We start from the raw sequence: 26,281 nt of genomic DNA, 5'->3' as shown, positions 1-26,281 counted from the left end.
CGACTGGAGGGTCCTCACCCCGGACCCGTCCTCGAGCAACGCCCGCACTCTGCGGGTGAACTCCGGGCTGCCGCCCTGACGTTCGAGCGCCTGCTGGAGGCTGGTGACGGCGACGTCGTAGGCGACTGGGTCGGGGAAGCGGCAGGCCGCGTGTAGCGTCCGTTCAGGGATGTGCACATAGGACAGGGGGGCGTTGAAGATGAGCCGCGCCCCCGGCCAGGCTTCTCGAGCCCCGCTGCTTGGCTCCGGCCAGCGACTATGCATGGTCACCTCCGACGCGTCGTCGACCAGTCGGTCGACCAACCGCATGAGGGCGAGTCCGCAGTAGGTGACGGCGAGACAGTCCAGGTCGGGGTCTGCCGCGTTCCCGGTGAGCCGGATCGTCAGGTCGTCGCGCTGGGGATCGGACTGGGTGGTGACGGCCTCGGTGATCACGGGAAGATAGGTCAACAGCTGAACGACCTGGGCGACGGTTCCTGCGCTGACCAGCGGCACGCTCAACGGCCCGAAGGACGTGAGCTGGGCCTGTTCCGCGCAGGCGATCCCCAGCTTCGTTGCCTGCTCGGCATCGAGGTCCGGGTAGACCTCGCGAAACCACCGCAGCGGTGCCTGCTCCTGGGTCCGGATCAGAGACAGTTCCCCGGTTCCCTCGCGCGCCATGATGGCACGGAACTGCTCGGCACTGTCCGGATCGATCGCCGGACTGGCCAGCAGCTGCGCGAAGGCAAGCGCTGGGACGCCCGGCTCGCTTCTCTGCACAGCGCTCCTCACGTGACCCGATCTCACAGCAGGATGACACGATTCAACATGGTCATCGCCGATATCAACGACAATACTGGAGAAAATGTCGATGACGTAGTCAATAGTGAGGGAGTTGTAGATGACAGTCGTTACCTTCGTGTCATACGACGGGGAGAAGCACGAGGCGCCCATCGAGGAGGGCTGCTCGCTGATGCAGGTCGCCACGAACAACGCCATTCCGGGCATCGATGGTGACTGCGGCGGAGAGGCCGCATGCGGCACCTGCCACGTGATCGTCGATTCCGCCTGGGCCGCCAAGGTCGGCCCCTCCGGCCCGGAGGAGGAGGAGATGCTGTCGATGAACCCCGAGCGAGAGCCGACGTCGCGGCTGTCGTGCCAAGTCCAGGTCTCCCGGTCATGGGACGGCTTGACCGTGCAGTTGCCTGAATTCCAGATGTAACAGGAGGTGTTGACGAGATGAAGATCCCTGACGCAGTGAAGACGAAGGTCGACGCCGCCATACCCCTGGATCGCCAGGTCCAGGCCGCGCACCTCTACGACAAGAGCCGACGTTGGTTGACGGGCACGAACGGGCAGAAGATGTTCGTCGAACGCCCGATCCCGCCGGTCGAAGAACTCGCGCTCGAAGACATCGACCTCAGCAACCCCTTCCTGTACCGACAGGGGCAGTGGGCCCCCTACTTCGAGCGCCTGCGTAACGAGGCCCCGGTGCACTACCAGCCCAACAGTCCGTTCGGGCCGTTCTGGTCGGTGACGCGGCACGCCGACATCATCGCTGTGGACAAGAACCACGAGGCCTTCTCCGCCGAGCCCCTGATCGTCATCGGGGCGCCGCCGCGGTTCATGGACATCGCCATGTTCATCGCCATGGATCCGCCCAGGCACGACGTTCAACGGCGCGCCGTCCAAGGCGTGGTGGCTCCCAAGAACCTGCGCGAGATGGAGGGCCTCATCCGGGAGCGCGTCAGGGACGTCCTGGACAACCTGCCCGTCAACGAGCCTTTCGACTGGGTGAGGACGGTGTCGATCGAGCTCACCGCGCGCATGCTGGCGACCTTGCTGGACTTCCCCTACGAGCAGCGCCACAAGCTTGTCGAGTGGTCGGACCTGGCCACCTCCATGGAGCAGGCCAATGGAGGGCCCTCCGACAACGACGAGCTGTTCAAGGGCATGGTCGACATGGCGCGTGGACTCAGCGCACTGTGGCATGACAAGGCCGCCCGCCTGGCGGAGGGAGAAGAGCCGGGTTTCGACCTGATCACGATGCTGCAGAGCGACGAGGCCACCAAGGACCTGATCAAGCGACCAATGGAGTTCGCCGGCAACCTGATCCTGCTCATCGTCGGGGGCAACGACACCACCCGCAACTCGATGAGTGGGGGGGTTCTCGCGCTCAACCAGTTCCCCGACCAGTTCGAGAAGCTGAAGGCCAATCCGGATCTGATCCCCAACATGGTCTCGGAGATCATCCGCTGGCAGACCCCTCTTGCCTACATGCGGCGGATCGCCAAGACCGACACCGTGGTGAACGGCCAGTTCATCCGCAAGGGTGACAAGGTGGTCATGTGGTACGCGTCAGGTAACCGGGACGAGTCCGTGTTCGAGCGGCCGGACGAGTTGATCATCGACCGGCCCAACGCCCGCAACCACATCGCTTTCGGGTTCGGCGTCCATCGGTGCATGGGCAACCGATTGGCCGAGCTGCAGTTGCGGATCCTCTGGGAGGAGCTGCTCCCACGCTTCGAGAGGATCGATGTCGTCGGTGAGCCGGAGTACGTGCAGTCCAACTTCGTTCGCGGCATCAGCAAGCTGATGGTCGAGCTCACCCCCAAGGGAACCGGATGAGTTCGGGGCGCGCGGTGGTGGTCGGCGCCAGCCATGCCGGCGCGCAGTCGGCCACCCGCCTCCGCCGGGAGGGTTGGTCCGGTGACATCGTGGGCCGGTGACGAGCCGATGTTGCCCTACCAGCGACCCCCTTCTCGAAGACCTGTGGAAGGAACAAGGACGATCTGTGGAAGGGACAAGAAGGTGTCGGCGCTCCCATGGTCCCGGTCGGACCAGTACGACCACAAGCTGCGGATCGCGGGACTCAACAACGGTTATGACGACATCGTCCTGAGCGGTGACCCCACCTCTGACCGAAACCGCACCTGCTACTACCTCAGGCAGGGCGAGCCGGTCGCCGCTGACAGCGTCAACCGCCCCGGGGACTCCATGACCACCAACGGCATTCTCGGCCAAGTCGCCGTCGACACGACTGCCCTGACACCGGAGGTGGCGGTGTGAGCAAGCAGACCGACCACTGGTCGTGGTCACCACCGAACGTCTGACCCCCGAGGTGAACAAGGATGGTTTGGAGGTCGACGGCAGGGCCCGCGATGAGACTTCTGCCTTTCGTTCCGGGCGCCCGTGACTCGCATCAGTCCGCAGGCGTGCGACGCGCACCCGCGGACGCCCGCGGCCCTGCATGGTGGCTCGCGTTGGTCGTCTGCAAACCCCTTCTGCTGCTCGTCAGGAGAGCGGACTGGCGCGGTACAGAGCGCCTTCCCGGGTCGGGGGGCGCAGTACTGGCGGCCAACCATGTCTCCCAAGCCGACCCGCTCTTCCTCGCGGAGATGGTCCTCGCCCAGGGCCGGACCCCCCGGTTCATGGCAAAATCGAGCCTGTTTCAGAGCAGAGCAGTGGGCTGGTGGTTTCGGTCGGCCGGCCACGTCCAGGTCGACCGCTCCGACGGGCGAGCCGGGATCCGCGCCGCGATCGAAGCAGTGGATCGCGGCGCCCTCGTCGTCGTCTACCCGGAGGGATCGATCACGAACCGACCGGATGCACGTCTGATGTCGCTCAGGTCGGGTGCTGTTCGCATCGCGCTCGAGACGTCAGTCCCATTGATCCCCGTCGCCCAATGGGGTGTGCAGGCCATCGCGCCAGCTTACGAAGGAAGGGTGGTGCTGGGCCGCCGTCGTCGGGTCACCCTGCTGGTCGGGGACCCGGTCCCGCTCGAGGACCTCCGAGAATTGCCGACGGCGACGGGAGCCGCTGCGGGTGTGCAAAGACTTCAGGACACCCTCGCAGCGATGGTCGACCAACTGGCCGACGAGCACGCTAGGTAGCGTGTGGCCGTGTCCAAGTCAGTGACGCGAGTCGATCGCGAGACAGGAATCGCTAACCTTTCTGTCATGCGGGCACCGTCAATGCGCGAACGATTCAAGGAGCACATGCGCCTGGCTGTCCTCGAGGCTGCCCACGACCTGACTGTCGACCGCGGCTGGGACCGGGTGCGCATGGGGCAGGTGGCTGATCGTGCCGGGGTGTCGCGGGCGGCTCTGTACAAGGAGTTCGGTGACAAGGCCGGCCTCGGAGAAGCCGTCGTACTCCGGGAGGCCTCGCACTTCCTCGAGGGCATCCGGGGCGCGCTGGAGGCGCACATCGGCGATGCGAAGCGAGGCATCGCAGCCGCCGTCGACTACACCTTGAACGAGGCCGGGCGCAGCCCCCTGCTCAAGGCGGTGCTCATCTCCAACCGTGACCTTGATGCGGGAGGTCAGGCGTCCACGGGGATGCTCCCGCTGCTCACGACATCCGCGCCGCTTCTCGACCTCGCCTCCGACACCCTGGCCGGATGGGTCGCGGAGAGTTATCCGGGTCTCCCCCCGGGCGATGTCATCGACGCGGCCGACACCCTGGTGCGCCTGACGGTCAGTCATCTTGCGCTCCCCAAGTGGGACCGAACCGCGACAGCGCGGAAGATCTCCGAGGTCGCCGTCCGGTTCCTCTCACTCGAATAGTGACCTACGCCGGGCGTCGGGAGCCTGCCGTCCGGCCACCACTCCGGGCAACCGCTCACTTCTCGACTCCACCGCGCACTTCCGCGCCATGCGAAAGCACACCACAGGGCAGGGGTCGTCACCCGGTCAGGACAGGTCGAGGAAGCTGCGCAGGTCGTCGAAGGACTCGCGCACCACCGAGTAGTGCGCCCACTTGCCGCGCTGCTCGCGGACCAGCAACCCGGCCTCGACGAGCTTCTTGAGATGGTGGCTGATCGTCGGCTGGCTGATGTCGACCACTTCGAGGAGGTCGCACGCGCACACCGAGTCACACCCCTGAGCCGCGATATGCGACAACAGGCGCAGCCGCATCGGGTCCGCGAGCGCCTTGAGTCGCGCCGACATCCGCTCGGCGGTGGGAGCGTCCACCGGCCCCGCCGACATCGAGCAACACGCGTCCTGCACCGGGGCCGACAGGCCGGGTTCCACTGTTGTCATCGTCCACCTCACCTGACCCCGAAGATACATTGACACTCACCGATATGTCAGCCTAGCCTCCCCCATAGACAATCATCGATCTAAGGACGTTCTCCCGGATGAGCACCATGATGACCGGGCCCGGCGTGGCACCGGTCGCCAAGAAGATGTCGTTCCTCGACCGCTGGCTGGCCCTCTGGATCCTCACGGCGATGGCCGTCGGGCTACTGCTCGGACGGTTCATCCCCGGCCTCGACCGGGCGCTGGACTCGGTGAAGATCGGCGGGATCTCCGTCCCGATCGCCATCGGCCTGTTGGTGATGATGTACCCGGTCCTCGCGAAGGTCCGTTACGACGAGACCCACCGGGTCACCGGTGACCGGAAGCTCCTCACACTGTCGCTGTTCCTCAACTGGATCGCCGGTCCGGCGTTCATGTTCACCCTCGCGTGGGTCTTCCTACCCGACCTGCCGGAGTTCCGTACCGGGCTGATCATCGTCGGCCTGGCCCGCTGCATCGCCATGGTGTTCATCTGGAACGACCTGGCCTGCGGCGACCGGGAGGCCGCGGCGGTGCTGGTGGCGATCAACTCGGTGTTCCAGGTCGTGGCGTTCGGCGCCCTGGGCTGGTTCTACCTCCAGCTTCTGCCCTCCTGGCTGGGGCTGGAGACCACGACGGCCGAGTTCTCGGTGTGGGCGATCGTGCTCTCGGTGCTGGTGTTCCTCGGTATCCCGCTGCTGGCCGGCTTCCTCACCCGAGTGTTCGGCGAGCGGGCCAAGGGCCGGGAGTGGTACGAGGAGACGTTCCTCCCCCGGATCGGCCCGTGGGCCCTCTACGGGCTGCTGTTCACGATCGTGTTGCTGTTCGCCATGCAGGGCGATGCCATCACGTCCCAGCCGCTCGACGTGGCGCGGATGGCCGTGCCCCTCCTGCTGTACTTCGTCCTCATGTTCCTCATCAGCCTGTTCGCCTCGCGGGCGGTCGGGCTGAACTACGCGAAGTCGACCAGCGTGGCCTTCACCGCGTCGGGCAACAACTTCGAGCTGGCGATCGCGGTGTCGATCGGCACCTTCGGCATCGCCTCCGGCCAGGCCCTCGCAGGCGTGGTCGGGCCGCTCATCGAGGTCCCGGTCCTCATCGGGCTCGTCTACGTCGCCCTGTGGGCGGGACCGAAACTCTTCCCGGGCGACCCGACCCTGCCCGATCGTTCGGTGACCGGGACCCGCTCATGACCGGGGAGCAGCAGGCGCACCACGTCCCCAGCGTTCTGTTCGTGTGCGTGAAGAACGGCGGCAAGTCCCAGATGGCGGCGGCGCTCATGCGCCTGCACGCCGGTGACGCGATCGAGGTGCACTCGGCGGGGACCCGGCCCGGCTCGGCCGTCAACGCGCTGTCCGCGGAGGTGGTCGCCGAGGTCGGCGCCGACATGTCCGGCGAGACCCCCACGGCCGTCGACCCCGACCTGCTGCGACAGGTGGACCGGGTGATCGTCCTGGGCGACGAGGCCGCCGGGGAGATCGACGACGACGAGGTCAGCGCGCTCGAAATCTGGCGCACCGACGAGCCGTCGCACCGGGGCATCGAGGGCATGGAGCGGATGCGTCTGGTCCGCGACGACATCGATCGCCGCGTCCGCACCCTGCTCGCAGAGCTGACCGATTCCAGGCCCCGGGTGCTGTTCGTCTGCGTCCACAACGCCGGGCGCTCCCAGATGGCCGCCGGCTACCTGTCCCACCTGGCCGGAGGACGAATCGACGTCCTGTCTGCCGGGTCGGCACCCAAGGATCAGATCAACCCGGTCGCCGTCGAGGCGATGGCCGAGGACGGCGTCGACATCACCTCGGCGACCCCGAAGATCCTCACCACCGACACCGTCCGCGCCTCCGACGTGGTCATCACCATGGGCTGCGGCGACGCGTGCCCGATCTTCCCCGGCAAGCGGTACAAGGACTGGGACTTGGCGGACCCGGCAGGCCAGGGAATCGAGGCCGTCCGCCCCATCCGCGACGAGATCAAGCGGCGGGTCACCGCGCTGATCTCCGAACTGCTCGAGACCGAGTCGTAGTGGCTCCCCTGACCTGATCTCCATCGGCGTGACCTCCGGCTCCACCTCAAGCTGAAAGGGCCCCTCATGATCACCGACACCCCCGAGCTGGACGTCCACGTCCTGCACCGCGCCGCCGAGAGACTCGCCACGACATACGAGGGGATCTTCTCGCCGGAGACCGTCGAGCGGTACGTGTTCGAGTCCTACGCGACGCTGGGCCGCACGGCGAAGGTCAGGACACATCTCGCGGCACTGGCCCAGCACTTCGCGGCCGATCGGCTCCGGGCTCTCGCACTGGCCCAGGGCAAGCTCGAGTCCGCGGTCCCCCAGGTGCTGTTCGTCTGCGTCCAGAACGCCGGCCGTTCCCAGATCGCCGCGGCCCTGTTGCGGCATCATGCCGGCGCGGACGTGGAGGTCCGGTCTGCCGGCTCACTCCCCAGCTCGGAGGTGGATCCGCGGGTCCTCGCCGAGCTGGAGTCCCGGGGAATCGACATGGCCGGGGCGTTCCCCAAGCCACTGACCGACGACGTGGTCCGCGCGGCCGACTACGTGATCACCATGGGCTGTGGCGACGCGTGCCCCGTCTACCCGGGCAAGAACTACCTGGACTGGGACCTGGTCGACCCCCGGGGTGAGTCCGAGGACACCGTCCGCCGGATCGTCGAGGAGATCGACGGCCGGGTCCGGGCACTGTGGGCGGAGATCAGCCGCTGAGCTGAGCCGCGGGAGCCGCACGGCCGGTAGTGCCACCTCGCCGACCGGGCACGTTCAGCCGACGTGCCAGTGACGGCGGATGAGCTCATCCCGGTCGGCCTCTCCGCTTCCGGAGTCGCCCACCTCGTCGTCGTCGTCATCGTCGTCGTCATCACCGCGTTGCCCCGCGAGCACCGAGTCGATGAGCTCGGCGGGGAACACACCGTCGGCCTCGAACATCTCTCGCTCGGCCTCCAGCACGTCGGCCGACTCCGCGCACGAGGTGGGCAGGGTCTCGAAGTCCTCGCCGTCGGCGGCGTTGAGGCGCTCGGCCTGCTCCAGGCTGCCCGGGTCGTCGAGCCCGCACCTGGCCGCCACGGCCATGCCCGCCAGGAGCAGGTGCACGTCGGCTGAGCCGTCGCCGAGCCGGAACTCGACGGTCTGGGGGTGCGTGGCGGGCTCGGGGATCGGCTCGGAGCTGCCGGGGTTGGCGTGGGCGACCATGTCGGCCAGGACGTCGCCGCCCCAGGCCAACGGGACCCGGACCAGGCCGGTGCGGTCCTGCATCCCCCAGCAGATGTCCTCGGGCGACTCGTCGCCCTCGGCGAACCGCAGGTAGGACGTCGGCACCGTGTTGCCGACCGCGGACAGGGCCCTGGCCGCCGCGAGGTAACCGGCGATCAGGCGTCGCCCGGTGTCGTTGATGCCCGCCTCACCCACGATGGCGTTGGCGCCGTCGCGTACCAGGCGACTGTGGATGTGCAGGCCGTTGCCGGCGCCCTCGCCGCTCACCAGCGGGGCGAAGGTCGCCTCGAGGCCGTGGGAGTAGGCGACCTCGCGCACCACCCACTTGGTCAGGACGAGGGCGTCGGCCGCCTGCTCGAGGGGCAGGGGCTGGAGCTCGATCTCGTGCTGGACCATCTGCCGGTCATCGGTGAGGATGTTGCCGACCTCGCCGTGTGCGTACTTCAGCGGTATCCCCATCGCGGCGAGGTGGCCCAGCACCTGCTCGCGGACCCGCTCGTGCTTGGAGAACGGCGCCGACTCCTGGTAACCGCGCTCCTCCTCGACCGGGTAGATCGCCTCGGGCGCGTCGACGAGGTAGTACTCGAGCTCGCCGAACGCCTCGAGCGTCATGCCGGTCTGCCGCGTCAGCGCCTCGGCGGCGCGGCGCACCACCTGCTCGCGCGCATAGGGCAGCGGCGTCCCGTCGGGCGCGTAGAACGCGCACAGCACGTCGAGCGAGCAGCGCTCTCCGAAGGGGTTGAGGAACGCGGTGCGATGCCGGGGCACGATGTAGACGTCGCTGGCGTCGGTGTCGGTGCCGGGAAAGACGCTCGAGCCGTCCACGCGTTCGCCGCGGGTGAGCACCTCGTGGAGGTGCTCGCGCGAATTGATGGGGAAAGCGAGCGTCTTGAGCCGGCCGTCGCCGCCGACGTAGCGCAGGTTGACCTGGCTCAGCTCCAGCTCTTCGGTGGCCCGCACGAGGTCGGCGGCGGTGAAGTCGGCCGAGGGCTTGCCGAGTAGTCGGACGAGCGGGTGGGGTTCCAGTGCGTCGATGGCCATGCCCCGTTCTATCAGCGGCGGGGCCGGCCCGCTTCCGGACGGCGGGGCCTGCGCGCGGCCGGGGGCGCGCCGCGGTTGACGAGCCCGATGCGTCAGTCCAGGTCTGCCGACGAGACCCGGCTCCAGCGGTGCCGACGACGTCCGCGTCGACGGTGCTCGATCTCCTGGTAGTCGAACACCGGCAGTGAGAGTGTGAAGCGGATCGCGGCCACTCGCAGGCCGAACCCCACGACGAGGGTGATCGCCGCGCCCCAATTCTCCGGGACGCCCGCAGCCGCGAGACCCACGTAGACGAGCGCGGCCAGGATGGCGACACTGGCGTACAACTCGTGCCGGAACACGAGCGGCACCCGGTCGCACAACAGGTCACGCATGACTCCCCCGAACACGCCCGTGATGACCGCGGCAGCGACGGCGATGAGGACGCCGTGGCCCATCTCGAGGGCGATCCGGGAACCGAAGATCGCGAAGACGGTCAGTCCGAGTGCGTCGAGTCCGAGGAAGAGCACCCTGAAGTGCCGCATGAGCGGGGCGACGAACACGGTCACGACCGCGGCCAGCGCGACCAACGCGAGGTAGGACGGATTCTCCACCCAGATGAGCGGATAGTGGCCCAGCAGGACGTCCCGGATCGAGCCACCGCCGATGGCGGTGACGCACGCGACGATCACCACCCCGAACAGGTCCATGCGCTCGCGACCGGCGGCCAGCGCGCCGGTCATCGCCTCGGCGGTGATACCGATGAGGAACAGTATGGTGAGGAATTCCACGGGTGCGACGCGTGATTAGAACCAGAGGTCGGCGAGCAGCTCGATCGACCGGTTCCGCACGGCCGGGTCGTAGGCGTAGGTGACGGTGATGAGCTCGTCGGCGTCGGTGCGCTCGACGAACTCGTCCAGCTGCGCCCTGACCGTGGCGGGCGAGCCGACGGCGCTGATCTCGAGCATCGCGGGCGTGCTGCCTGCGAACTCCGACGGGTCGACGGGCGGCTGGATCTTGCGGCTGCGCCCGGCCCGCAGGTCGAGGAACATCTGCTGCAGGGTGGTGAACTGCCGCTGCGCCTCTTCGTCCGTGTCGGCCACGACGACGTTGATGCCGGCCATCACCTGGGGCCTGTCGATGCGCGCGGTGGGCGCCTCGGTGCTGAACGAGTCGCGGTAGACGCGGATGGCGTCGTCGATCTGATCGGGCGCGAAGTGCGAGGCCAGCGAGAACGGCAGCCCCAGCTGCCCGGCGATGGACGCGCCGTTGACGGTGGAGCCGAGCACCCAGATCGGCACCTCCGTGTTCTGCGAGACCGACGACAGGATCGGGGTGCTCCGCGCCGTGCCCTCCTCGCCGAACCAGCCCTGCAGGTCGTAGATGTGCCGGGCGAAGGCCTGCGGCTCGGCGGACGAGCGGCTCAGAGCCTGGGCGGTCATGCCGTCGGTGCCGGGCGCGCGGCCGAGGCCCAGGTCGATGCGGTCGCCGTGGATGTTGGCCAGCGTGCCGTACTGCTCGGCCACCATGAGCGGGGCGTGGTTGGGCAGCATGACGCCGCCGGAGCCGACGCGGATCCGCTCGGTCACCGACGCCGCCTGCGAGATGAGCAGCGCCGTGGCGCTGGAGGCGAGGTTGGGCGTGTTGTGGTGCTCGGCGAACCAGAGTCGCGAGTAGCCCAGCCGGTCGGCGAGCTGCGCGGACTCCATCGACGCGGCGATGCCCTCACGGGCGGCGGAGCCCTCCGAGATGGAGACCAGGTCGAGGATGCTCAAGGGGACCGACACAACACACCTTTTTCTACGTTCACCGTTGCATTAAGGGCCGTGCTGGCCCACGCCCAGAGGCTACCGATCCGCCCATGTCGGTGACGGATCACCGATCTCCCCACCCCCTGTCGGTCCAGGGAACTACGGCGAAGCACTGCGACGAAGTACGACGACGACGAGGGTCCCCGCCCCAGACCGCGTGGGCGACTGCGGGGATGCGCATTTCAGATCCCCCGGATTATGCGTTGGGTCACACTGGGCTGGGTGCGGGTCCCGCCCGCGCATCAGGTCCGTACGAAGGGTCCGAACCACATGACGACGATCGCATGACCACCGCACGCTCCGACGAACCACTCCACCAACGGGTGACCTCGGGCGAGGCGGACCTGGACGAGTTCCGCGAGCGCCTCACCGCCTGGCTCGCGGCCCGCGACGAGGTCGACGCCTCCGCAGGTGTCGAGGTCTCGGCGGTGAGCAGGCCGGAGAGTTCGGGGATGTCCAACATCTCGGTCCTCTTCGACGCCACCTGGACCCCGGCCGGCCCGGCCTCGCCAGGAGGCACGGCCGAGCCGCAGTCGGCGCAGCTGGTGGCCCGGATGTGTCCGCAGGACGACGCGTTTCCGGTGTTTCCCGTCTACGACCTGGCCAAGCAGTTCGACGTGATGCGGGTGGTCGGCGAGAACACCGACCTGCCGGTCCCCGGTGTCCGCTGGCTCGAGCAGGATCCGGCCATCCTCGGCACGCCCTTCCTGGTGATGGACCGCGCCACGGGCCGCGCGCCGGTCGACAATCCCCCGTACGTCTTCGACGGCTGGTTGCTGGAGATGGCCCCCGAGCGACGGCGGGAGTTCCAGCGCGAGTCCGTCGCGGTGCTGGCGGCGATCCACCAGATCCCGCAGGCGGCCGAGTTGGTGTCGTCGCTCGCGCCCGCTCCCGGCATGAGCGCGCTGCGCGCCCACGTCGACGAGCAGCGCGCCTACTACGAGTGGACGACCCGCGAGGACGGGCTCACGATCCCGGTGATCGAGCGCGCCTTCGAGTGGATAGACGCCCACTGGCCCGACGAGACCGGACCGGACGTCCTGAGCTGGGGCGACGCCCGCATCGGCAACATCCTCTACGAGGGCACCACCCCCACGGCCGTGCTGGACTGGGAGATGGCGGCCATCGCTCCGGCCGAGGTCGACCTCGGGTGGTTCCTGTACTTCCACGACCTGTTCCAGGAGCTCGCGGTCGCCTTCGACTTCCCCGGCATTCCGGACCTGTTCGACCACGGCGAGGTCGTCGAGCAGTACGAGCAGCTCACCGGCGCCACCGTTCGAGATCTCCCGTTCTACTACGTGTACGCCGGGCTGCGGCAGGCCATCATCCTGTCGCGGATCACTCGACGTCGTATCCACTTCGGTGAGCAGGACGCTCCCGCGCACCCGGACGAGTACGTCCTCCACCACGCCATGCTCGCCCGGCTCATCGCAGACTGACCGCGCCCACCGGCCCCTCCCCCGCCGCGCCCCCGGCCGACCACTTCCGAGGATCCACGTGAAACCCACCCCGCTCGACGAGTTCCCCGTCCACCAGACGCCGCTGCCGATGGCGCAGGCGGTGACGAGCGATCGGAACTTCTACGACCGCTACTACTTCAACGCGCACGACCGCACCGGCGAGGTGTTCCTGGTGACCGGGTTCGGGGTCTATCCCAACCTCGGCGTCGTGGACGCATTCGCGACTGTGCGCCACGAGGATGCGCAGCGGTCCGTGCGGTTCTCCGATGCGCTCGAGTCGCGGTCGCTCAAGCCGGCGGTGGGCGGGTACCGGATCGAGCTGATCGAGCCGCTACGGTCATTGCGTCTGATCTGCGAGCACCCGGACCTGTCCATGGACATGACGTGGGAGGGCTCGTTCGAAGCAGTCCTGGAGGAGAGGCACGTCCTACTGGAGGGTACGCGGGCGATGCTGGACGCGAGCCGCTTCGCGCAGGTGGGGAGCTGGTCGGGGATGCTCTCGGTCGACGGCCGCGACTTCGCCGTGGACCCAGACGTGTGGCTCGGTACGCGCGACCGTTCGTGGGGAATCCGCCCGAGTGGCGAGTCGGATCCGCCGGGGCGGTGGGCCGCGGAGCCGCGCGAGGGATTCTGGTGGACGTACATCCCGCTGCGGTTCGATGACTACGCGATGGTCATCATCCTGCAGGAGAGTCCGGATGGCCATCGCACGCTCAACCACGCGAGCCGGGTGTTCGCCGACGGCCGGATCGAGCAGCTGGGCTGGCCACGGCTTGAGGTCGACTACCGCAGCGGTACCCGTCACCCGGAGTGCGCCCGGCTGCACCTGACGAACCCGCGCGGCGAGCCGCTCCTCCTCGAGGTGGAGACCCTGCTCGGTGTCCCGCTGAGCATGGGCGCGGGCTACGTGGGCGACCCGGCGTGGTCGCACGGCCGTTGGATGGGCCGCGACTGGAGCGAGTCGGTCACCTACGACATGACTGCCCCGGACGTCGTATCCATGTTGCCGTTCAACACCGTCGACCACGTGGCCCGGGCGACCTGCAACGGCGACGTGGGCTGGGGCCTGTTCGAGCACGCGAACCTGGGCCGCCACGACCCGTCGGGATTCGACGACTGGGGAGATATGGCTGAGTGACTGGCGCCGCTGACGATAAGGTCTACTCCCGAATGTTAAGCGCGCTGACAAGGGAGCTCAATTGCCGCGGATCGAAGTGGTAGCGGCAGTGTTCTATCGGGATGGCAAGGTGCTCGCCTGCAAACGAGCACCCGGCAAGTCCGCGGCCGGCAAGTGGGAGTTTCCAGGCGGGAAGATCGACGACGGCGAGACCCCCGAACGCGCACTGATTCGCGAGATCCAGGAAGAGCTAGGGATCTCGATCTCGGTTGGCAGTCTCGTCGATAGGACGGCAACTACGGTCGGCGATCTCGACATTGACCTGGCCTGCTACCTCGTCACGTCTGCATTGGCACCTACCCGTAGCTCCGATCACGATGAATTGCGCTGGCTACCTCTCCCCGCCCTTTCATCGCTCGACTGGGCGACACCGGATCTCCCTGCCGTCGCAGCGCTTGAACTGAGTGCATCGCGACCACGCTGCATGGCAGTCAAGCAACGGCGACCCGACGCGAATTAAGCGTATCGAGGGTTCACAAAACCAGGTTAGAACGGATCCCACCTGGCATGCTTCATTACATGCCAGACCTGTCACTTGAGCTAACTAAGCGCAAGTCCCTGATGCACGCTCTCGCAGCGGAGTTTGCATCGAACCCAACCCTCTCTCGCGAATGGCTTAATCAGGTTGATTTTGGCTGGGGCCCCGAACGAATTCTGAACTCTTACAAGGGAATTTGGAACCCGCGATCATACGCGGCGACGCTTACTATCGTAAGTGACCCCGATAGCGAATACGATGATGGCGATCATGGGAATTCGCTATATCGCTACTCTTACGAAAAACAGCGCGCGGATCAAGACCCCCGAGGCGGTTCAAATAAGAAGCTGCGCGAAGCAATGAAGCTCGGCCTACCGATTGTGATGCTTCGGAAGGTAGCGACCGGCCAATTCGTACCTATCATGCCTGTTTACGTTGTGAAAGACGAACCGGAACATCAGCGCTTCCTCTTGGCCCTCGATGAGAGCCTTCGTTTCCTCCCTGACCCCTCACACCTAACCGAAGACCAAAGACGATACGCAGAAAGAGTCGTACGTCAGCGCTTGCATCAGCCAGAATTTCGTGCGCGCGTACTGACCGCCTATGGCGAACGGTGTGCTGTTTGCGTACTCAAAAAGGTTCCCCTCTTGGACGCAGCACATATTACTGCCGATTCGGAAGACGAAGGTCAACCTCACGTGACAAATGGACTTTCCCTCTGCAAAATTCACCACGCAGCCTATGACGAGAACATTCTAGGAATCTCGCCTGACTACACCGTTCACATAAACGAAGAGGTGCTCGCGGAGGTAGACGGCCCGATGCTAAGCCACGGCCTACAGGAGATGAACCAGCGCAATCTCTGGTTGCCGAGACGTGGCCCCGATAAGCCCGACAGGGAACGGTTGGCAGCCCGATACGATGAGTTCAAGAACGCCGGCTGAAAGCTAGCCAGAAAGCCGGGCGCTGGCTAGCGACACTCCATCGACGTGGGCTGATATGCGCCGGGCGCATAATTTCACTTTAGCTTCTTTCTGATCCGTCTGTGATGTCGACCAGCTCCCACTGCCTCACCGGACCGGGGGCGTGGGCCCGGCACATCGTGAAGATCGGCTCCGAGTAGGTCTCCCGCAGCCACACCTCGACCGGACCGCGCGGGCCCTCGAGCGTCACCTCGACGTGCTCGTCCCGTTCCACGACGCGAACCGGGGCGAAGGCGTCGATGCGGTCGTCGGGCACCACCGCACGGGCATGGTGCTGGGCGCTCTGCACGGCCGCCGAATGACTACTGCGTCCGCGCAGGTACCGCTCGTCGACGCGGCCCTCGGTGTAGCGGGCGACGATGTCGGCCGGGTCCTGCGCCTGGTCGACGCGGCCGTAGAAGAGGCCGTGCGGCAGGACGAGCATCGTCGCGGCGAAGCGGTCGCCGCCCAGGTGGGAGCACTCCCAGGTCGCCTCCGGGTACCGCTCGGCGATCCGCGCCGCGGCGCTGCGCCCCCGCACCGCGCAGCACTGATCGTGCTTGCCGTGCGCGCACACCGCGACCAGCGGGTCCGCTGACGGGGTGCCGGCGGAACCGTCGAGGGGGATCTCGGCGTACCCGACCGGGCCGTCGACCGCGCCCCACCGCAGCGACTCATGCCCGGGCCGGGCGTCGGCGAGCGCCCACCGCCAGCGTCGCTCCTCTGTATGACGACGACGACCCGGCCTGCGGATCGCGGCAACCCGCACATCAGCCTCCTGGGCACGCCCGGCGATCTCGCGACCCAGCTCGGGCGGAAGGAGTGACGGCGAGTCGAGCAACGCCGAATAACCCCACGGGCCGGCCAGCTCGACCATCAGCCATCGCAATCCCCGGGAGCCCGACCCGTCCAGGGGATCGCCGCGGCGCAACGACGAGTCACTGCACGGTTCCCAGTCCGCAGGCCTGCTCACAGCGCCACCACCACGCCCTCCCGCAGCAACCGCCGGAGAACCACCAGGCCGTCGTCGGCATCGAGGCCGGGCAGCGAACCGGCACTCACGGGAGCGCCCTCAAGGACAGCGCGCAGGGCGGAAGCGCATACCGCCGGGAACGACACCAACTTGGTGGGCAGCCTCAACACCACCGTGCCGAGATTGGCGGCGACGGAGTCGGCGTCGGAGTCGGTGCAGTCCACCCGTGCATGGAGCCCCTCGCGCAGGTGCAGCCGGGTGTCGGGCTCGAGGGACTCGACGGCGTCGAGGGTGGCCAGCGGGCGGATCGCGGCAGGCCTGGTGAGGTCGAGGTACTTCTCGGCGAGCGCGTCGCCGGCGAGAGCGCTGAGCTGCTCCTGCTTCTCGCCGATCAACCGGGCCAGCACGTCGAGGACCTCGCGGGCGTGGGGCTCCGCGCGCGCGGCATCGACCGGGGCGAGCCCGAACGGCAACGACGCCCGCAGCTCCTCCTCCGAGGCCAGTGCCTCGATCATCGCCGTGGCGACGTCGTGCCCGGTGAGTGGCGCCACGCCCACCGTGAGGTGGATGGAGGTGTCACCCTGCGCCTCGGCGGAGTGGATCCAGCCGCGCGGCAGGTAGAGGCAGTCCCCCGGCTCGAGCACGGTGTCGATGACCGGCTCGTCCTTCGCCCGTTCGGCGATCGCCTCGCGGTGATCGGTCCACGGCTGGTCAGGCAGCGGATGGTGATGAACGGGCTCGTGCACACGCCACCGCTTGGTGCCGGACACCTGGAGCACTAAGACGTCGTGGACGTCGTAGTGCGGATCGAACCCCCGGTTTGCGGGCGGGGTGATGTACGCGTTGGTCTGCACCGGGTGGCCGACGTCCGAGGTCATGCCTCGGACGAAGTCGATGATCGGCGGCCAGAACCGGTGCAGACCCTGCAACACGATCGTCGCCCCGGCGGCGAACTCCGTGAGTACGCCGTCGGGGTCGACCTGGTCGGGCATCAGTGCGCCGAACCCGCCGGTACGGGTGAAGCAGGCCCGGTCTACGAGCGTGCCCTCCCGCGCCATCCGGATGAACGGCGTGCGTAAGCCACGTTCGGCGATGATCTCGTCGACCATCGCCGGCGTGAGCAGGTCGGAGAAGTCGCGCGGCAGACGGGCCGCCGGACTCAGCAGGGGCTGGTGACCCCAGTAGTCCGCCGCGAACTCATCCCGGCCGCGTGCGACGCACCGCTCGAGCACCTTCGCTCAGGCCGCGCCGTCAGCGCCGCCGTCGTGCCCGTCCGGGTTGGAGCCGCCGTCGGCAGTGCCCTCGCCGGCCGAGCCGTCAGCGCCACCATCGTGGCCGCCGGGGTTCGAGCCGCCGTCGGCAGTGCCCTCGCCCGCGGAAGCGGAACCGTCAGCGCCGCCGTCATGCCCGCCCGGGTTGGAGCCGCCGTCCGCGGTGCCCTCTCCCCGCGCGCCGGAGGTGGTGATGTCGTCGTCGTTGATAGCCATCTGCATTCCTCTCTTCGGTGCAGGCCCAGACCCGCACGGGGTCGAGCTGCGCGATGTCGTGCGATGTGGCCACCTGTCGAGGCTGTACGCCCGGACACGATGGGACGTGCGATTCCCACTATGGCACCGGTCCGGCATCGCCCGCGACCGGTCCACCGCGGGCGATGGCCCGCGGTGGACATCTCCTCACAGGCCGAGTAGGGACGAGCCATGGCGAATACATCGGCAGAAGACACTGATCCCGCCGACGGACACTCGGCGATCCAACACGACGTGGTGATCGTGGGTGCCGGATTCGCCGGCCTCTACGCCGCCAAGCAACTGGGACGTTCCGGCGTGGACGTGCTGTTGCTCGACCAGAACAACTACCACCAGTTCCAGCCGCTGCTCTACCAGGCGGCGACCGCGCAGATCGCGATCTCCACCGTGGCGCGCCCGCTGCGCGGCATCCTGCATCGCCAACGGGAGCACGTGACGATCAGGACCGCGCGCGTGGCCTCCGTCGACGCCGCCGCCAAGACCGTCACCACCGACGACGGGCTGACGTATCGCGGCCGGATTCTCGTGCTGGCCACCGGGTCCGAACCCAACTTCTTCGACACCCCGGGAGCGCGCGAGCTGGCGTACCCGCTGTACTCCGTCGACGACGCCACCAGCCTGTCCTCGGCGATGCTCGGCGCGCTCGAGAGAGCCGCCGCGACCCGCGACGCCGCGGAGCGCCGGGGCACGTTCGCGGTGGTCGTGGTGGGGGCGGGCCCCAACGGGGTCGAGACCGCCGGCGCGATCGCGGAGAACATCAAGTTCGTGGTGTCGGAGTACTACTCGGACGAGTTCGCCGCCGCGCAGTGCGAGGTGCATTTGGTCGACATGGTAGACACCGTCCTGCCGCCGTTCTCGACGCGCTCGCAGAAGTACACCCGCCGCAGCCTCGAAGAGCTCGGCGTCCGGATCCACCTGGGCAGAGCGGTCTCCTCGGTCTCCACCAGCGGCGTGAAGCTCGAGGACGGCACCGAGCTACCGGCCGCCATCGTCATCTGGACGGCCGGGCTCAAGGCCTCCGGCCTGCTCGAGCCCGCCGGTCTGACGACCGGCCGCGGCGGGCGTGTGGACGTCGAACGCGACCTCACCGCCCCCGGCGTGCCGGGCGTGTACGTCCTCGGCGACGCCGCGAACATCACCGATGCGAAGGGCCGCGCACTGCCCCAATTGGGCTCGGTGGCCAAACAGTCCGGCACCTGGGCGGCCGACAACATCTGCGCGGACCTCCAAGGACGGGAACGGAAGCCGTTCCGTTTCCGCGACATGGGCGTGATGGCCATGGTCGGCCGCGGCCACGCGATCGCGGAGATGGGCCCGCGCCGGTTCCAGATCCAGGGCATGCTCGCCTTCCTGGCCTGGCTCGGAGTGCACCTCGTCCTGCTGTCGGGCTGGTCCCAGCGCGCCGCCGCACTCGTGTCGTGGTTCCGCGACTACCTCACCCGCAGGCGCACACAGGTCGTCGTGCACCAGCCGGACGAGTACGCTCGGGCCCGACGGCAGGGTCCCACCGAACCCGCCGCCACACCCACCACCGGCGCCAACGCCGAATCCGCGACCAGAACCGCAACCGGGGTCGCCACCCCGGGCGAGAGGAGCCAGTCATGACGGACATCACGAACGTCACCGTGTTCGGAACCGGTGTACTCGGTTCCCAGATCATCATGCAGGCGGCCTACCACGGGAAAACCGTGACCGGCTACGACATCTCCGACGAGCTCGTGGCCAAGCTCCCGGAGCGGTGGGAATGGATGCGCGACTACTACAGGCGCGACCTGCCGGACTTCGACGAGAGGAGATTCGACGAAGCCATCGCCTCCATCCGCACCACCACCGACATCCCCGAGGCCGTCGCCGACGCCGACCTGGTGATTGAGGCCGTGCCGGAGAATCTCGACCTCAAGAAGGACGTGTGGACGAAGATCGGCCAGAGCGCGCCGGAGAAGACCATCTTCGCCACCAACACCTCCACCCTCCGCCCCAGCGACTTCGCGGCCGAGACCGGACGACCCGAGAGGTTCCTCGCCCTACATTTCGCCAACCTCGTCTGGCGCTACAACACCGGCGAGGTGATGGTCGCGCAGCAGACCGACCGTAAGTACTTCGAGATCGTGCTCGAGTTCGCCGCCGAGATCGGACTCGTGCCGGTGCCCGTCCTCAAGGAGACACCTGGCTACCTGCTCAACGGCCTGCTCGTCCCCTGGCTGAACGCGGGCGCCGAGCTCTACGTCAACGGCATCGCCAATCCCGCCGACATCGACAACGTCTGGCGCACCGCCACCGGCGCGCCCGCCGGCCCGTTCCAGGTCTACGACACCGTCGGCTTCAACGTCGCCGCCAACATCGCCCGCGCCTCCGGCGACCCGACGCGGATCAAGTTCGCCGACCTGCTCCAGAAGGGCATCGACGCCGGTAAGGCCGGCCTCGGCGACGGGGAGGGCTTCTACACCTACGACTCCGACGGCAACGTGCAGGAGCCGGTCACCAGCTGGAACCACACCTGACCCGAGGCGGTCCGCGACGCGGGAGAGCTTGGCCACATCTCCTTGCACGGCCGTGCAATCGTGCAGAGCTAGTCTGCGCGAGCGCGAGAAGGCCGACACCCGGACACGGCTCTCGGTGGCGGCGGTGGAACTCCTCGTCAGCCACGGCGTGGAAGGGGCCACCGTCGCCGCCATCGCCGAGCGGGCCGGCGTCTCCACGCGGACGTTTCACAACTACTTCGCCCGCCGCGAGGACGTGTTCCTGTACTTCGTCCGCGAACAGGTTGCGCGGTGGGCGAAGCAGGTGGAGAACGCGCCCTCTGACATGTCTGCGTTGCGCATCCTCCACGGCATCCTCAAGCAGGCCTACACCCGGCCCGAGGACGACATCGTCGCCCTCGGCAACCTCGCCGTACTCGGTGAGCGGATCGGGTTCGTCCTGGGCCCGGAGAGGCGACCCGACATCGAGGACATCCTCGGCCCTCTGTACGAATCGGCCCGTCAGCGCGTGGAGAGCGGCACGGAGTTCCGCGCCCGACTCACGGTGGATCTGAGCATGGCCGCGTGCGGCGCCGCGCTGAGGAAACATGCGACACGGCAACGCGAGGGCGACCCCTCCCTGGCCGATCTGCTCGACGAGGCCTTCGAGGTGCTCGCTCACGGAGACGACTGTTAGCTCCGAGGAGGCCCGGGCGTCCGGCAGCGAGACGCCGGGCCCGTGATCACGTGAGAGCCGCCGCCCGGTGTGCGATACCGAGCGGCGGCTCTCGTCGTGCGGCCGAATCCGTGTTACCCCGCTTCTCCTTCCGGGCTCTGCCGAAGTGCCTCGGTGACGGAGGCGAACATCGTGGACTTGATGGCGTCGAGAGTGGTGCGGTCCTTGCCGAGGATCGGCTGGAGACGCCCGAGCGCCGCGGTGACGATCTCGGCCTCCGCAGCGGTGTCGTCGACGAGGCCCGCCTCCTTCGCCTCGGACCCCGGGTAGCGGTGGCCCGTGCTCATCGCGGTCATCGCCGTCTGCGGGGTCGTCTTGGCCTGGATGAGCGCCGCCATGCCCGGTGTGAACGGGATGTTGATGTCCACCTCGGGGAAGCAGAAGTAGCCGCGGTCGTCGCGCATCACCCGGAAGTCGTGGGCCGTCGCGAGCATGGCGCCGCCGCCGAAGGCGTGCCCGTTGACCGCAGCGACCGTCGGCAGGGAGAACGTCAGGACGCGGGAGAACAGCTCGTGGATCCGGCCGACGTACCAGTCGAGGCGGTCGGAGTTGGCCATGAGCCAGTCGAGGTCGAGTCCGTTGGAGTAGAACTTGCCCGACCCCACGGTGACGAGCCCCTTCGCCGACTGCTCGACCTCATCGAGGTGGGCATTGATCGCGTCGAGCCGGTCCGGGGTGAAGCGGTTCTCGTCGTCGCCGAGCGTGAGGACGGCGATGTCCTCGTGGTGGGTCAGGGTCGGGGTCATGGGTGGTCCTCTCGGGTGGTGGGTTGTGGGGTGCGGGTGGGTCGGGGTCGGGGTTCGGCGGTCGACCGCTACTCGTCGAGGAAATCCTGGATCCACCGGCGAATGTCTGCCAGGGTCCCCGCATCCACCTGGCCGGCATGGCCGACAACACGCTGGCGCGAAAGGGTGCGCACCTGCTCGGTCATCGCCCAGGAGTCGCGGTCGAACACGTCTCCGCGGAGCAGGACGTGGTTCGACCATCCGCGATCCACCGACGTCACCGGCACCACCATCACGAGAGTATCGGCGAGGGAGATGTGCGCGCGCGACGAGACCACCACCGCGGGCCGGCGACCGCTCTGCTCACGACCCACCACGGGATCGAGGACAACCCATACGACCTCCCCGGGAGTCGGGTCAGGCATCCTGCGCCCGCTCCCACCACTCGGACTCCTCGCGGTAGGACGCCAGATCCTCAGGCGATGTCGCGTCTATCTCCGCACGCAGGCGCTCGAGCCGCCGTTGCTTCTCGGCGAGTGAGGCGAGATACGCCAGATGATCGCCCAGCGTGCGGTGCTCCTCGGCGGCCTGCCTCTTCAGAAGATCCCGGAGGTCGCGACTCACCTTGATCGTCGTGTGGGACATACCGAAAGTATACTCACGGTCATACCGCCGAGATAGCGAACTCCTCGCGAGCCCTGTGCACAAGAGCCGCCGCCCGGTCTGCGTGACCGGGCGGCGGCTCTCGTCTGTGTGCGACTGCGGGGCCTCGTCGTCGTCGTACTCCCGACCGGCTGCACTCCCGACCGGCTCAGCCCGCGACTGGCCACTCGACCAGCAGGTGCGCTACTTGACCAGCAGCTCCGCGATCTGGATGGTGTTGAGCGCCGCACCCTTGCGGAGGTTGTCGCCCGCCACCATGAGGTTGAGGCCCTTGTTGCCCTCGATCGACTGGTCCTGGCGGATGCGGCCCACCAGCGACTCGTCGATGCCCGCCGCGTCCAGCGGGGTCGGCACGTCGACGACCTTGACGCCCGGCGCCTTCGACAGCAGCTCGCGCGCCTGCTCCGGCGTGATGTCCTTGTCGAACTCCGCGTTGATGCTCAGCGTGTGACCGGTGAACACCGGCACCCGCACGCAGGTGCCGGCGACCCGCAGCTCCGGCAGGTCGAGGATCTTGCGCGACTCATTGCGCAGCTTCTGCTCCTCGTCCGTCTCCTCGGACCCGTCATCGACGAGCCCACCCGCGAGCGGCAGCACGTTGAACGCAATCGGCGCGACGTACGGCCCGTGGTCGTCGGTCTTCAGCGCCGAGCCGTCGTGAACCAGCTCGTGGCCGGCGCCGACATTGCCGGTGATCTGATCGTTCAGCGTGTCCACGCCGGCGAGCCCGGAACCGGAGACCGCCTGGTACGTCGACACGACCAGACGCTTGAGGCCCGCCGCATCGTGCAGCGCCTTGAGCACCGGCATCGCGGCCATCGTGGTGCAGTTGGGGTTGGCGATGATGCCCTTGGGTGGGTTCTTCGCCGCGTCCGGGTTCACCTCGGAGACGACGAGCGGGACGTCGGGGTCCTTGCGCCACGCGCTGGAATTGTCGACGACGACGGCGCCGGCGGCGGCGAACCGAGGGGCCTGCTCCTTCGACATCGTGCCGCCCGCGGAGAACAGGGCGATATCGATCCCCGCCAGCTCCTCGTCGGGCGTGTTGGCGGTGTCCTCGACGACGATGTCCTCACCGCGGAACGGCAGCGTGGTCCCGGCGGACCGGGCGGACGCGAAGAAACGGACCTTGTCAGCCGGGAAGTCCCGCTCCTCCAGCAGGGCACGCATGACGCGCCCCACCTGGCCCGTGGCTCCGACTACGGCGACAGTGGTCATCGAAAAGGTCAACTCCTGACAGGTTGGTCCCGGCCCGCCGCGGACGGGTTCTCCGCCCTGCGCTCGACCGACCGGCAGTACCCCATCCTACCGGGGTCGCCCAGCTCCGACAGCGGCGTGCGTCACACCCGGCCGCGCTTCGGGCACAGACACCACGCAAGGCGAGGCCGGGGCGGAGCGCGGATGGCGGGGCACGCCCCGCCATCCGGTCGCTCGCCCCCCGGCCTCGCCGTCCGGAGGAATTCGCCTGTATCGGCCGAGTGGCGTTGCGCGAATTCCTCTTCTCGGCGAGGACCGCGGTGCTCGCCGAGGAGGTCGACGTCCTGGGCCAGAGGCCGTGGCATCGCTATCCACACCCCTCGGCCCCATCCACAGGTCGACGCGGATCCCTGCTCTGCGCCCCTGTCAGTCAACGTCCGCTTGGCAGAGTCACGGTCCGTGAGCGCAGAATCCCGCACCGCCCCCATCCGCACAGCCCCCATCCGCACCCGCGACCTGCGGCACCTGACCGGAAGCCGCGTCACGAACCGCGGTTACACCCGCCTGCACCACGGACTGTGGGTCCGGGACCACGTGCACGTCGACGCCTGGGCGCGGGCCGAAGCGCTCATGACGCTCTACCCGGACGCAACGTTGACCGGGTGGATCGCAGCCACGCTCTATGGGCACGACTTCCCGCCGCGCGAGTTCGCGGACGATGTGGTGGCGCCGGGCCGGCGGATCGAACGGCCCGGGCTGGCGGGCTGGCAGTACCGGATCCCGCCCGAGCACATCCACGTGCTGACGTCGGGACGTTCCCCCGACATCCGCATCGCCAGCCCCGAGTGGGTCTTGTTCGACATCGCTCGTCGCGAACGGCGCGTCGAGGCCATCTGCGCGCTCGACGCCTCCACCACCATGGGCGTCCTACCGATCAGCCGCCTACCGGCCCTGGTGGAGGACATGCACGGCGTCCGCGGTCGCCGGACTGTTCTCGAGAGGCTCGAGGAGGTCGACACAGATGCCGAGTCGCCCTGGGAAACCCGGACGCGGCTGTTCCTACTCGAGAACGGTCTGACCGGATTCGTCCTGCAGCACCGGGTCCCCGAGTTCAGGTATCGCCTGGACATCGCCTGGCCGGAGTTGAAGGTGGCGGTGGAATACGACGGAGGGGACCATCGCACGAAAGAGCAGCAGGCGAAGGACGAGATCCGACGGAACCGGCTTCGGGCGGCCGGCTGGTACATCGAGGTGGTCACCGCGACCTCGCTGGTCCGCACCCCCGGCGAGATCCTGGCCCACGTGCGCGCAGCCCTCCACCGCCGCGGCTACGGGAGCTTTCGCGGCTGAACCGACCGATTCGGACGACGAGCCGCGGCGGGTGATCGCCGAGCAGAGGATTTCGCACTGAGCCACTCGGGCAATACAGGCGAACTCCTCTGCTCAGCGGGGCGCCGGGTGCGCAGGCGCCGGGTGCGCGGGGCGCCGGGCGCCGGGCCGGCCTGGCTTGGGGCGGGCCGGCGGAGGGGTCAGGTCAGCGGCCGGTGCCGGCGTAGACCTGCGCCTCCTCGTCGCCGCCCAGCTCGAACGCCTTGTGCAGCGCGCGGACACTGTCGGGCAACTCGTCCTCGCGGACCAGCGCCGAGATGCGGATCTCGGAGGTCGAGATGAGCTCGATGTTGATGCCGGCCTCGGACAGCGACTCGCAGAACGTCGCGGTGACGCCCGGATGCGACTTCATACCCGCGCCGACGAGGGAGACCTTGCCGACGTTGTCGTCGTAGAGCACCTGGTCGATACCCAGATCGTCCTTGGCCTGCGAGAGGACCTCAACGGCCTTGGCACCCACCTCGCGGGGGCAGGTGAAGGTGATGTCGGTCTTGCCCTCAGCCTTGGAGACGTTCTGCAGGACCATGTCGATGTTGATCTCGGCGTCGGCCACCACGCGGAAGATCTTGGCCGCGTACCCCGGCTGGTCGGGGATGCCGACGACCGTGATCTTGGCCTCCGAGGCGTCGTGAGCGACTCCGGTCAGGACTGCGTCTTCCACGGGGATGTCCTCCACTTTTCCGGCCACGAGCGTGCCCGGGTTGGTCGAATACGAAGAGCGGACGCGCAGCGGCACGTGGTAGCGGCGGGCGAACTCCACACTGCGCAGGTTGAGGATCTTGGACCCGACGGCCGCCATCTCCAGCATCTCCTCGTACGAGATGGTGTCGAGCTTGCGGGCATCGGGCACGATCCGCGGGTCGGCGGTGTAGATGCCGTCCACGTCCGAGTAGATCTCGCACACGTCCGCACCCAGGGCCGAGGCCATGGCGACCGCGGTGGTGTCGGACCCGCCGCGACCCAGGGTCGTGACGTCGCGGGTCTCGCGCGACACGCCCTGGAAGCCCGCGACGAGGGCGATCTTGCCCTCGTCCAGTGCCTCACGGACGCGCCCCGGGGTGATGTCGATGATGCGGCTGTTGCCGTGCCTGGTCGTGGTGATGATCCCGGCCTGGGATCCGGTGAAGGAATAGGCCTCCATCCCGAACGAACTGATGGCCATCGCGAGCAGCGCGTTGGAGATGCGCTCCCCCGAGGTCAACAGCATGTCCATCTCGCGCTGCGGAGGCGAGGGACAGACCTGATCGGCCAGATCGAGTAGCTCGTCGGTCGTGTCGCCCATCGCCGAGGCCACGACCACGACGTCGTTGCCCGCCTTCTTGGTCTCCACGATCCGTTCCGCCACCCGACGGATTCGTTCTGCGGACTCCACGGAGGAGCCGCCGTACTTCTGCACTACGAGTGCCACGCGGTCACACCCTTCCGGTGTTGATCGGC

At 68.0% G+C, this 26,281-nt stretch carries 29 protein-coding genes and 1 pseudogene; 17 read left to right on the top strand and 13 right to left on the bottom strand.

Translation table 11 applies throughout. The features are described 5' to 3' along the window. Positions 1–759: AraC family transcriptional regulator ligand-binding domain-containing protein (locus OVA21_RS18820; RefSeq protein WP_268093089.1), on the bottom strand; the 759-nt coding region annotated here is incomplete at its 3' end. A gap of 121 nt (positions 760–880) precedes the next feature. Between OVA21_RS18820 and OVA21_RS18815 the strand changes: the two genes are divergently transcribed. The 5 genes from OVA21_RS18815 (at position 881) to OVA21_RS18795 (ending at position 4,547) form a co-directional block, all read left to right on the top strand. Further along, the gene (locus OVA21_RS18815; protein ID WP_007628312.1) at positions 881–1,201 is read left to right on the top strand and encodes a 2Fe-2S iron-sulfur cluster-binding protein; all 321 of its coding nucleotides are present in this window, start codon (positions 881–883) and stop codon (positions 1,199–1,201) included. A 17-nt stretch (positions 1,202–1,218) separates the two neighbouring features. Beyond that, positions 1,219–2,607, top strand: coding sequence for a cytochrome P450 (locus tag OVA21_RS18810; protein ID WP_007628310.1), 1,389 nt, complete (start codon positions 1,219–1,221; stop codon positions 2,605–2,607). A gap of 183 nt (positions 2,608–2,790) precedes the next feature. Continuing rightward, the gene (locus OVA21_RS18805; RefSeq protein ID WP_007628308.1) at positions 2,791–3,048 is read left to right on the top strand and encodes an oxidoreductase C-terminal domain-containing protein; all 258 of its coding nucleotides are present in this window, start codon (positions 2,791–2,793) and stop codon (positions 3,046–3,048) included. Between the two features lie 146 nt (positions 3,049–3,194). Then, positions 3,195–3,872, top strand: a complete 678-nt coding sequence (locus tag OVA21_RS18800) for a lysophospholipid acyltransferase family protein (RefSeq protein ID WP_227022378.1) — start codon at positions 3,195–3,197, stop codon at positions 3,870–3,872. Positions 3,873–3,977: 105 nt separating this feature from the next. Further along, positions 3,978–4,547, top strand: a complete 570-nt coding sequence (locus tag OVA21_RS18795) for a TetR/AcrR family transcriptional regulator (protein WP_063972255.1) — start codon at positions 3,978–3,980, stop codon at positions 4,545–4,547. 126 nt (positions 4,548–4,673) lie between these two features. Here the strand turns inward: OVA21_RS18795 and OVA21_RS18790 are convergent, their stop codons facing one another. Then, positions 4,674–5,024, bottom strand: a complete 351-nt coding sequence (locus OVA21_RS18790) for an ArsR/SmtB family transcription factor (protein WP_067716176.1) — start codon at positions 5,022–5,024, stop codon at positions 4,674–4,676. 98 nt (positions 5,025–5,122) lie between these two features. Between OVA21_RS18790 and arsB the strand changes: the two genes are divergently transcribed. The 4 genes and pseudogenes from arsB to OVA21_RS18770 all read left to right on the top strand — a co-directional run bounded on the left by arsB (position 5,123) and on the right by OVA21_RS18770 (position 7,764). Continuing rightward, complete coding sequence (gene arsB / locus OVA21_RS18785; protein ID WP_069390035.1) at positions 5,123–6,235, top strand: ACR3 family arsenite efflux transporter; 1,113 nt, start codon at positions 5,123–5,125, stop codon at positions 6,233–6,235. Continuing rightward, positions 6,232–6,636, top strand: a pseudogene (locus OVA21_RS18780) (arsenate-mycothiol transferase ArsC); the annotation flags it as partial. The gene arsB and the pseudogene OVA21_RS18780, both read left to right, overlap by 4 nt. 39 nt (positions 6,637–6,675) lie before the next feature. Further along, entirely contained in the window at positions 6,676–7,068 is a 393-nt protein-coding gene (locus OVA21_RS18775) for an arsenate reductase ArsC (protein ID WP_442778965.1), read from the top strand. Between the two features lie 66 nt (positions 7,069–7,134). Beyond that, positions 7,135–7,764 (top strand): arsenate reductase ArsC, encoded by a 630-nt coding sequence (locus OVA21_RS18770; RefSeq protein WP_268093088.1) that lies wholly within the window; start codon positions 7,135–7,137, stop codon positions 7,762–7,764. A 54-nt stretch (positions 7,765–7,818) separates the two neighbouring features. On the opposite strand, the gene OVA21_RS18765 is transcribed toward OVA21_RS18770, so the two are convergent. From OVA21_RS18765 to OVA21_RS18755, 3 genes are all read right to left on the bottom strand, one after another. Further along, entirely contained in the window at positions 7,819–9,309 is a 1,491-nt protein-coding gene (locus tag OVA21_RS18765; protein WP_268093087.1) for a glutamine synthetase beta-grasp domain-containing protein, read from the bottom strand. Positions 9,310–9,401: 92 nt separating this feature from the next. Next, positions 9,402–10,031: a trimeric intracellular cation channel family protein gene (locus OVA21_RS18760; protein ID WP_442778964.1), complete on the bottom strand. Its 630-nt coding sequence runs from the start codon at positions 10,029–10,031 to the stop codon at positions 9,402–9,404. Positions 10,032–10,094: 63 nt separating this feature from the next. Next, positions 10,095–11,075 (bottom strand): LLM class flavin-dependent oxidoreductase, encoded by a 981-nt coding sequence (locus OVA21_RS18755; protein WP_268093085.1) that lies wholly within the window; start codon positions 11,073–11,075, stop codon positions 10,095–10,097. A gap of 308 nt (positions 11,076–11,383) precedes the next feature. Here OVA21_RS18755 and OVA21_RS18750 point away from each other — a divergent pair, with 308 nt between their 5' ends. From OVA21_RS18750 to OVA21_RS18735, 4 genes are all read left to right on the top strand, one after another. Continuing rightward, positions 11,384–12,538, top strand: coding sequence for a phosphotransferase family protein (locus tag OVA21_RS18750; RefSeq protein WP_268093084.1), 1,155 nt, complete (start codon positions 11,384–11,386; stop codon positions 12,536–12,538). 58 nt (positions 12,539–12,596) lie between these two features. Then, positions 12,597–13,697: a hypothetical protein gene (locus tag OVA21_RS18745; protein WP_268093083.1), complete on the top strand. Its 1,101-nt coding sequence runs from the start codon at positions 12,597–12,599 to the stop codon at positions 13,695–13,697. Between the two features lie 61 nt (positions 13,698–13,758). Then, positions 13,759–14,196, top strand: a complete 438-nt coding sequence (locus OVA21_RS18740; protein WP_268093082.1) for a (deoxy)nucleoside triphosphate pyrophosphohydrolase — start codon at positions 13,759–13,761, stop codon at positions 14,194–14,196. Between the two features lie 59 nt (positions 14,197–14,255). Next, on the top strand, positions 14,256–15,158 hold the full coding sequence (locus OVA21_RS18735) for an HNH endonuclease (RefSeq protein WP_268093081.1): 903 nt from the start codon (positions 14,256–14,258) through the stop codon (positions 15,156–15,158). A 79-nt stretch (positions 15,159–15,237) separates the two neighbouring features. Here the strand turns inward: OVA21_RS18735 and OVA21_RS18730 are convergent, their stop codons facing one another. The 3 genes from OVA21_RS18730 to OVA21_RS18720 form a co-directional block, all read right to left on the bottom strand. Then, positions 15,238–16,053, bottom strand: a complete 816-nt coding sequence (locus OVA21_RS18730; protein WP_268093190.1) for a sucrase ferredoxin — start codon at positions 16,051–16,053, stop codon at positions 15,238–15,240. A gap of 92 nt (positions 16,054–16,145) precedes the next feature. Next, on the bottom strand, positions 16,146–17,381 hold the full coding sequence (locus tag OVA21_RS18725) for a cupin domain-containing protein (RefSeq protein WP_268093080.1): 1,236 nt from the start codon (positions 17,379–17,381) through the stop codon (positions 16,146–16,148). A gap of 6 nt (positions 17,382–17,387) precedes the next feature. Continuing rightward, entirely contained in the window at positions 17,388–17,636 is a 249-nt protein-coding gene (locus OVA21_RS18720; RefSeq protein ID WP_119193263.1) for a BatC protein, read from the bottom strand. Between the two features lie 210 nt (positions 17,637–17,846). Here OVA21_RS18720 and OVA21_RS18715 point away from each other — a divergent pair, with 210 nt between their 5' ends. From OVA21_RS18715 to OVA21_RS18705, 3 genes are read left to right on the top strand one after another with little or no spacing between them, the layout of a single operon-like run. Then, positions 17,847–19,280 carry an NAD(P)/FAD-dependent oxidoreductase gene (locus OVA21_RS18715; protein ID WP_268093079.1) on the top strand — a complete coding sequence of 478 codons (1,434 nt, stop codon included), beginning with the start codon at positions 17,847–17,849 and terminating at the stop codon, positions 19,278–19,280. Continuing rightward, positions 19,277–20,176, top strand: a complete 900-nt coding sequence (locus tag OVA21_RS18710) for a 3-hydroxyacyl-CoA dehydrogenase (protein WP_119193257.1) — start codon at positions 19,277–19,279, stop codon at positions 20,174–20,176. Before OVA21_RS18715 ends, OVA21_RS18710 begins: the two co-directional genes overlap by 4 nt. Before the next feature lie 52 nt (positions 20,177–20,228). Beyond that, positions 20,229–20,831 carry a TetR/AcrR family transcriptional regulator gene (locus tag OVA21_RS18705; protein WP_268093077.1) on the top strand — a complete coding sequence of 201 codons (603 nt, stop codon included), beginning with the start codon at positions 20,229–20,231 and terminating at the stop codon, positions 20,829–20,831. A 113-nt stretch (positions 20,832–20,944) separates the two neighbouring features. Here OVA21_RS18705 and OVA21_RS18700 read toward each other — a convergent pair whose 3' ends face one another. From OVA21_RS18700 to OVA21_RS18685, 4 genes are all read right to left on the bottom strand, one after another. Next, positions 20,945–21,616 carry an enoyl-CoA hydratase/isomerase family protein gene (locus OVA21_RS18700; protein WP_268093076.1) on the bottom strand — a complete coding sequence of 224 codons (672 nt, stop codon included), beginning with the start codon at positions 21,614–21,616 and terminating at the stop codon, positions 20,945–20,947. Positions 21,617–21,684: 68 nt separating this feature from the next. Continuing rightward, the gene (locus OVA21_RS18695; protein ID WP_069389890.1) at positions 21,685–22,020 is read right to left on the bottom strand and encodes a type II toxin-antitoxin system PemK/MazF family toxin; all 336 of its coding nucleotides are present in this window, start codon (positions 22,018–22,020) and stop codon (positions 21,685–21,687) included. After that, positions 22,013–22,240 carry a hypothetical protein gene (locus OVA21_RS18690; protein ID WP_067714579.1) on the bottom strand — a complete coding sequence of 76 codons (228 nt, stop codon included), beginning with the start codon at positions 22,238–22,240 and terminating at the stop codon, positions 22,013–22,015. Before OVA21_RS18690 ends, OVA21_RS18695 begins: the two co-directional genes overlap by 8 nt. A gap of 201 nt (positions 22,241–22,441) precedes the next feature. Next, complete coding sequence (locus OVA21_RS18685) at positions 22,442–23,476, bottom strand: aspartate-semialdehyde dehydrogenase (protein ID WP_268093075.1); 1,035 nt, start codon at positions 23,474–23,476, stop codon at positions 22,442–22,444. A gap of 438 nt (positions 23,477–23,914) precedes the next feature. Between OVA21_RS18685 and OVA21_RS18680 the strand changes: the two genes are divergently transcribed. After that, positions 23,915–24,805 (top strand): endonuclease domain-containing protein, encoded by an 891-nt coding sequence (locus tag OVA21_RS18680; protein WP_268093074.1) that lies wholly within the window; start codon positions 23,915–23,917, stop codon positions 24,803–24,805. Positions 24,806–24,989: 184 nt separating this feature from the next. Here the strand turns inward: OVA21_RS18680 and OVA21_RS18675 are convergent, their stop codons facing one another. Further along, positions 24,990–26,252, bottom strand: coding sequence for an aspartate kinase (locus tag OVA21_RS18675; protein ID WP_067714585.1), 1,263 nt, complete (start codon positions 26,250–26,252; stop codon positions 24,990–24,992). Between the last annotated feature and the right edge of the window lie 29 nt (positions 26,253–26,281).

It is taken from the genome of Dietzia sp. SL131 (assembly GCF_026672565.1).
Taxonomy (GTDB): domain Bacteria; phylum Actinomycetota; class Actinomycetes; order Mycobacteriales; family Mycobacteriaceae; genus Dietzia; species Dietzia kunjamensis.
This window is presented reverse-complemented; position numbering and strand designations above follow the sequence as displayed.

Excerpts from the sequence above, each read along its gene's own strand:
- OVA21_RS18765 (WP_268093087.1), bottom strand. The coding sequence starts at position 9,309 with ATGGCCATCGACGCACTGGAACCCCACCCGCTCGTCCGACTACTCGGC.
- OVA21_RS18760 (WP_442778964.1), bottom strand. The coding sequence starts at position 10,031 with ATGACCGGCGCGCTGGCCGCCGGTCGCGAGCGCATGGACCTGTTCGGG.
- OVA21_RS18770 (WP_268093088.1), top strand. The coding sequence starts at position 7,135 with ATGATCACCGACACCCCCGAGCTGGACGTCCACGTCCTGCACCGCGCC.
- OVA21_RS18685 (WP_268093075.1), bottom strand. The coding sequence starts at position 23,476 with ATGACCACTGTCGCCGTAGTCGGAGCCACGGGCCAGGTGGGGCGCGTC.
- arsB (WP_069390035.1), top strand. The coding sequence starts at position 5,123 with ATGAGCACCATGATGACCGGGCCCGGCGTGGCACCGGTCGCCAAGAAG.
- OVA21_RS18735 (WP_268093081.1), top strand. The coding sequence starts at position 14,256 with ATGCCAGACCTGTCACTTGAGCTAACTAAGCGCAAGTCCCTGATGCAC.
- OVA21_RS18750 (WP_268093084.1), top strand. The coding sequence starts at position 11,384 with ATGACCACCGCACGCTCCGACGAACCACTCCACCAACGGGTGACCTCG.
- OVA21_RS18695 (WP_069389890.1), bottom strand. The coding sequence starts at position 22,020 with ATGCCTGACCCGACTCCCGGGGAGGTCGTATGGGTTGTCCTCGATCCC.
- OVA21_RS18730 (WP_268093190.1), bottom strand. The coding sequence starts at position 16,053 with ATGGTCGAGCTGGCCGGCCCGTGGGGTTATTCGGCGTTGCTCGACTCG.
- OVA21_RS18810 (WP_007628310.1), top strand. The coding sequence starts at position 1,219 with ATGAAGATCCCTGACGCAGTGAAGACGAAGGTCGACGCCGCCATACCC.
- OVA21_RS18795 (WP_063972255.1), top strand. The coding sequence starts at position 3,978 with ATGCGCCTGGCTGTCCTCGAGGCTGCCCACGACCTGACTGTCGACCGC.
- OVA21_RS18710 (WP_119193257.1), top strand. The coding sequence starts at position 19,277 with ATGACGGACATCACGAACGTCACCGTGTTCGGAACCGGTGTACTCGGT.
- OVA21_RS18700 (WP_268093076.1), bottom strand. The coding sequence starts at position 21,616 with ATGACCCCGACCCTGACCCACCACGAGGACATCGCCGTCCTCACGCTC.
- OVA21_RS18690 (WP_067714579.1), bottom strand. The coding sequence starts at position 22,240 with ATGTCCCACACGACGATCAAGGTGAGTCGCGACCTCCGGGATCTTCTG.
- OVA21_RS18815 (WP_007628312.1), top strand. The coding sequence starts at position 881 with ATGACAGTCGTTACCTTCGTGTCATACGACGGGGAGAAGCACGAGGCG.
- OVA21_RS18790 (WP_067716176.1), bottom strand. The coding sequence starts at position 5,024 with ATGACAACAGTGGAACCCGGCCTGTCGGCCCCGGTGCAGGACGCGTGT.
- OVA21_RS18715 (WP_268093079.1), top strand. The coding sequence starts at position 17,847 with ATGGCGAATACATCGGCAGAAGACACTGATCCCGCCGACGGACACTCG.
- OVA21_RS18720 (WP_119193263.1), bottom strand. The coding sequence starts at position 17,636 with ATGGCTATCAACGACGACGACATCACCACCTCCGGCGCGCGGGGAGAG.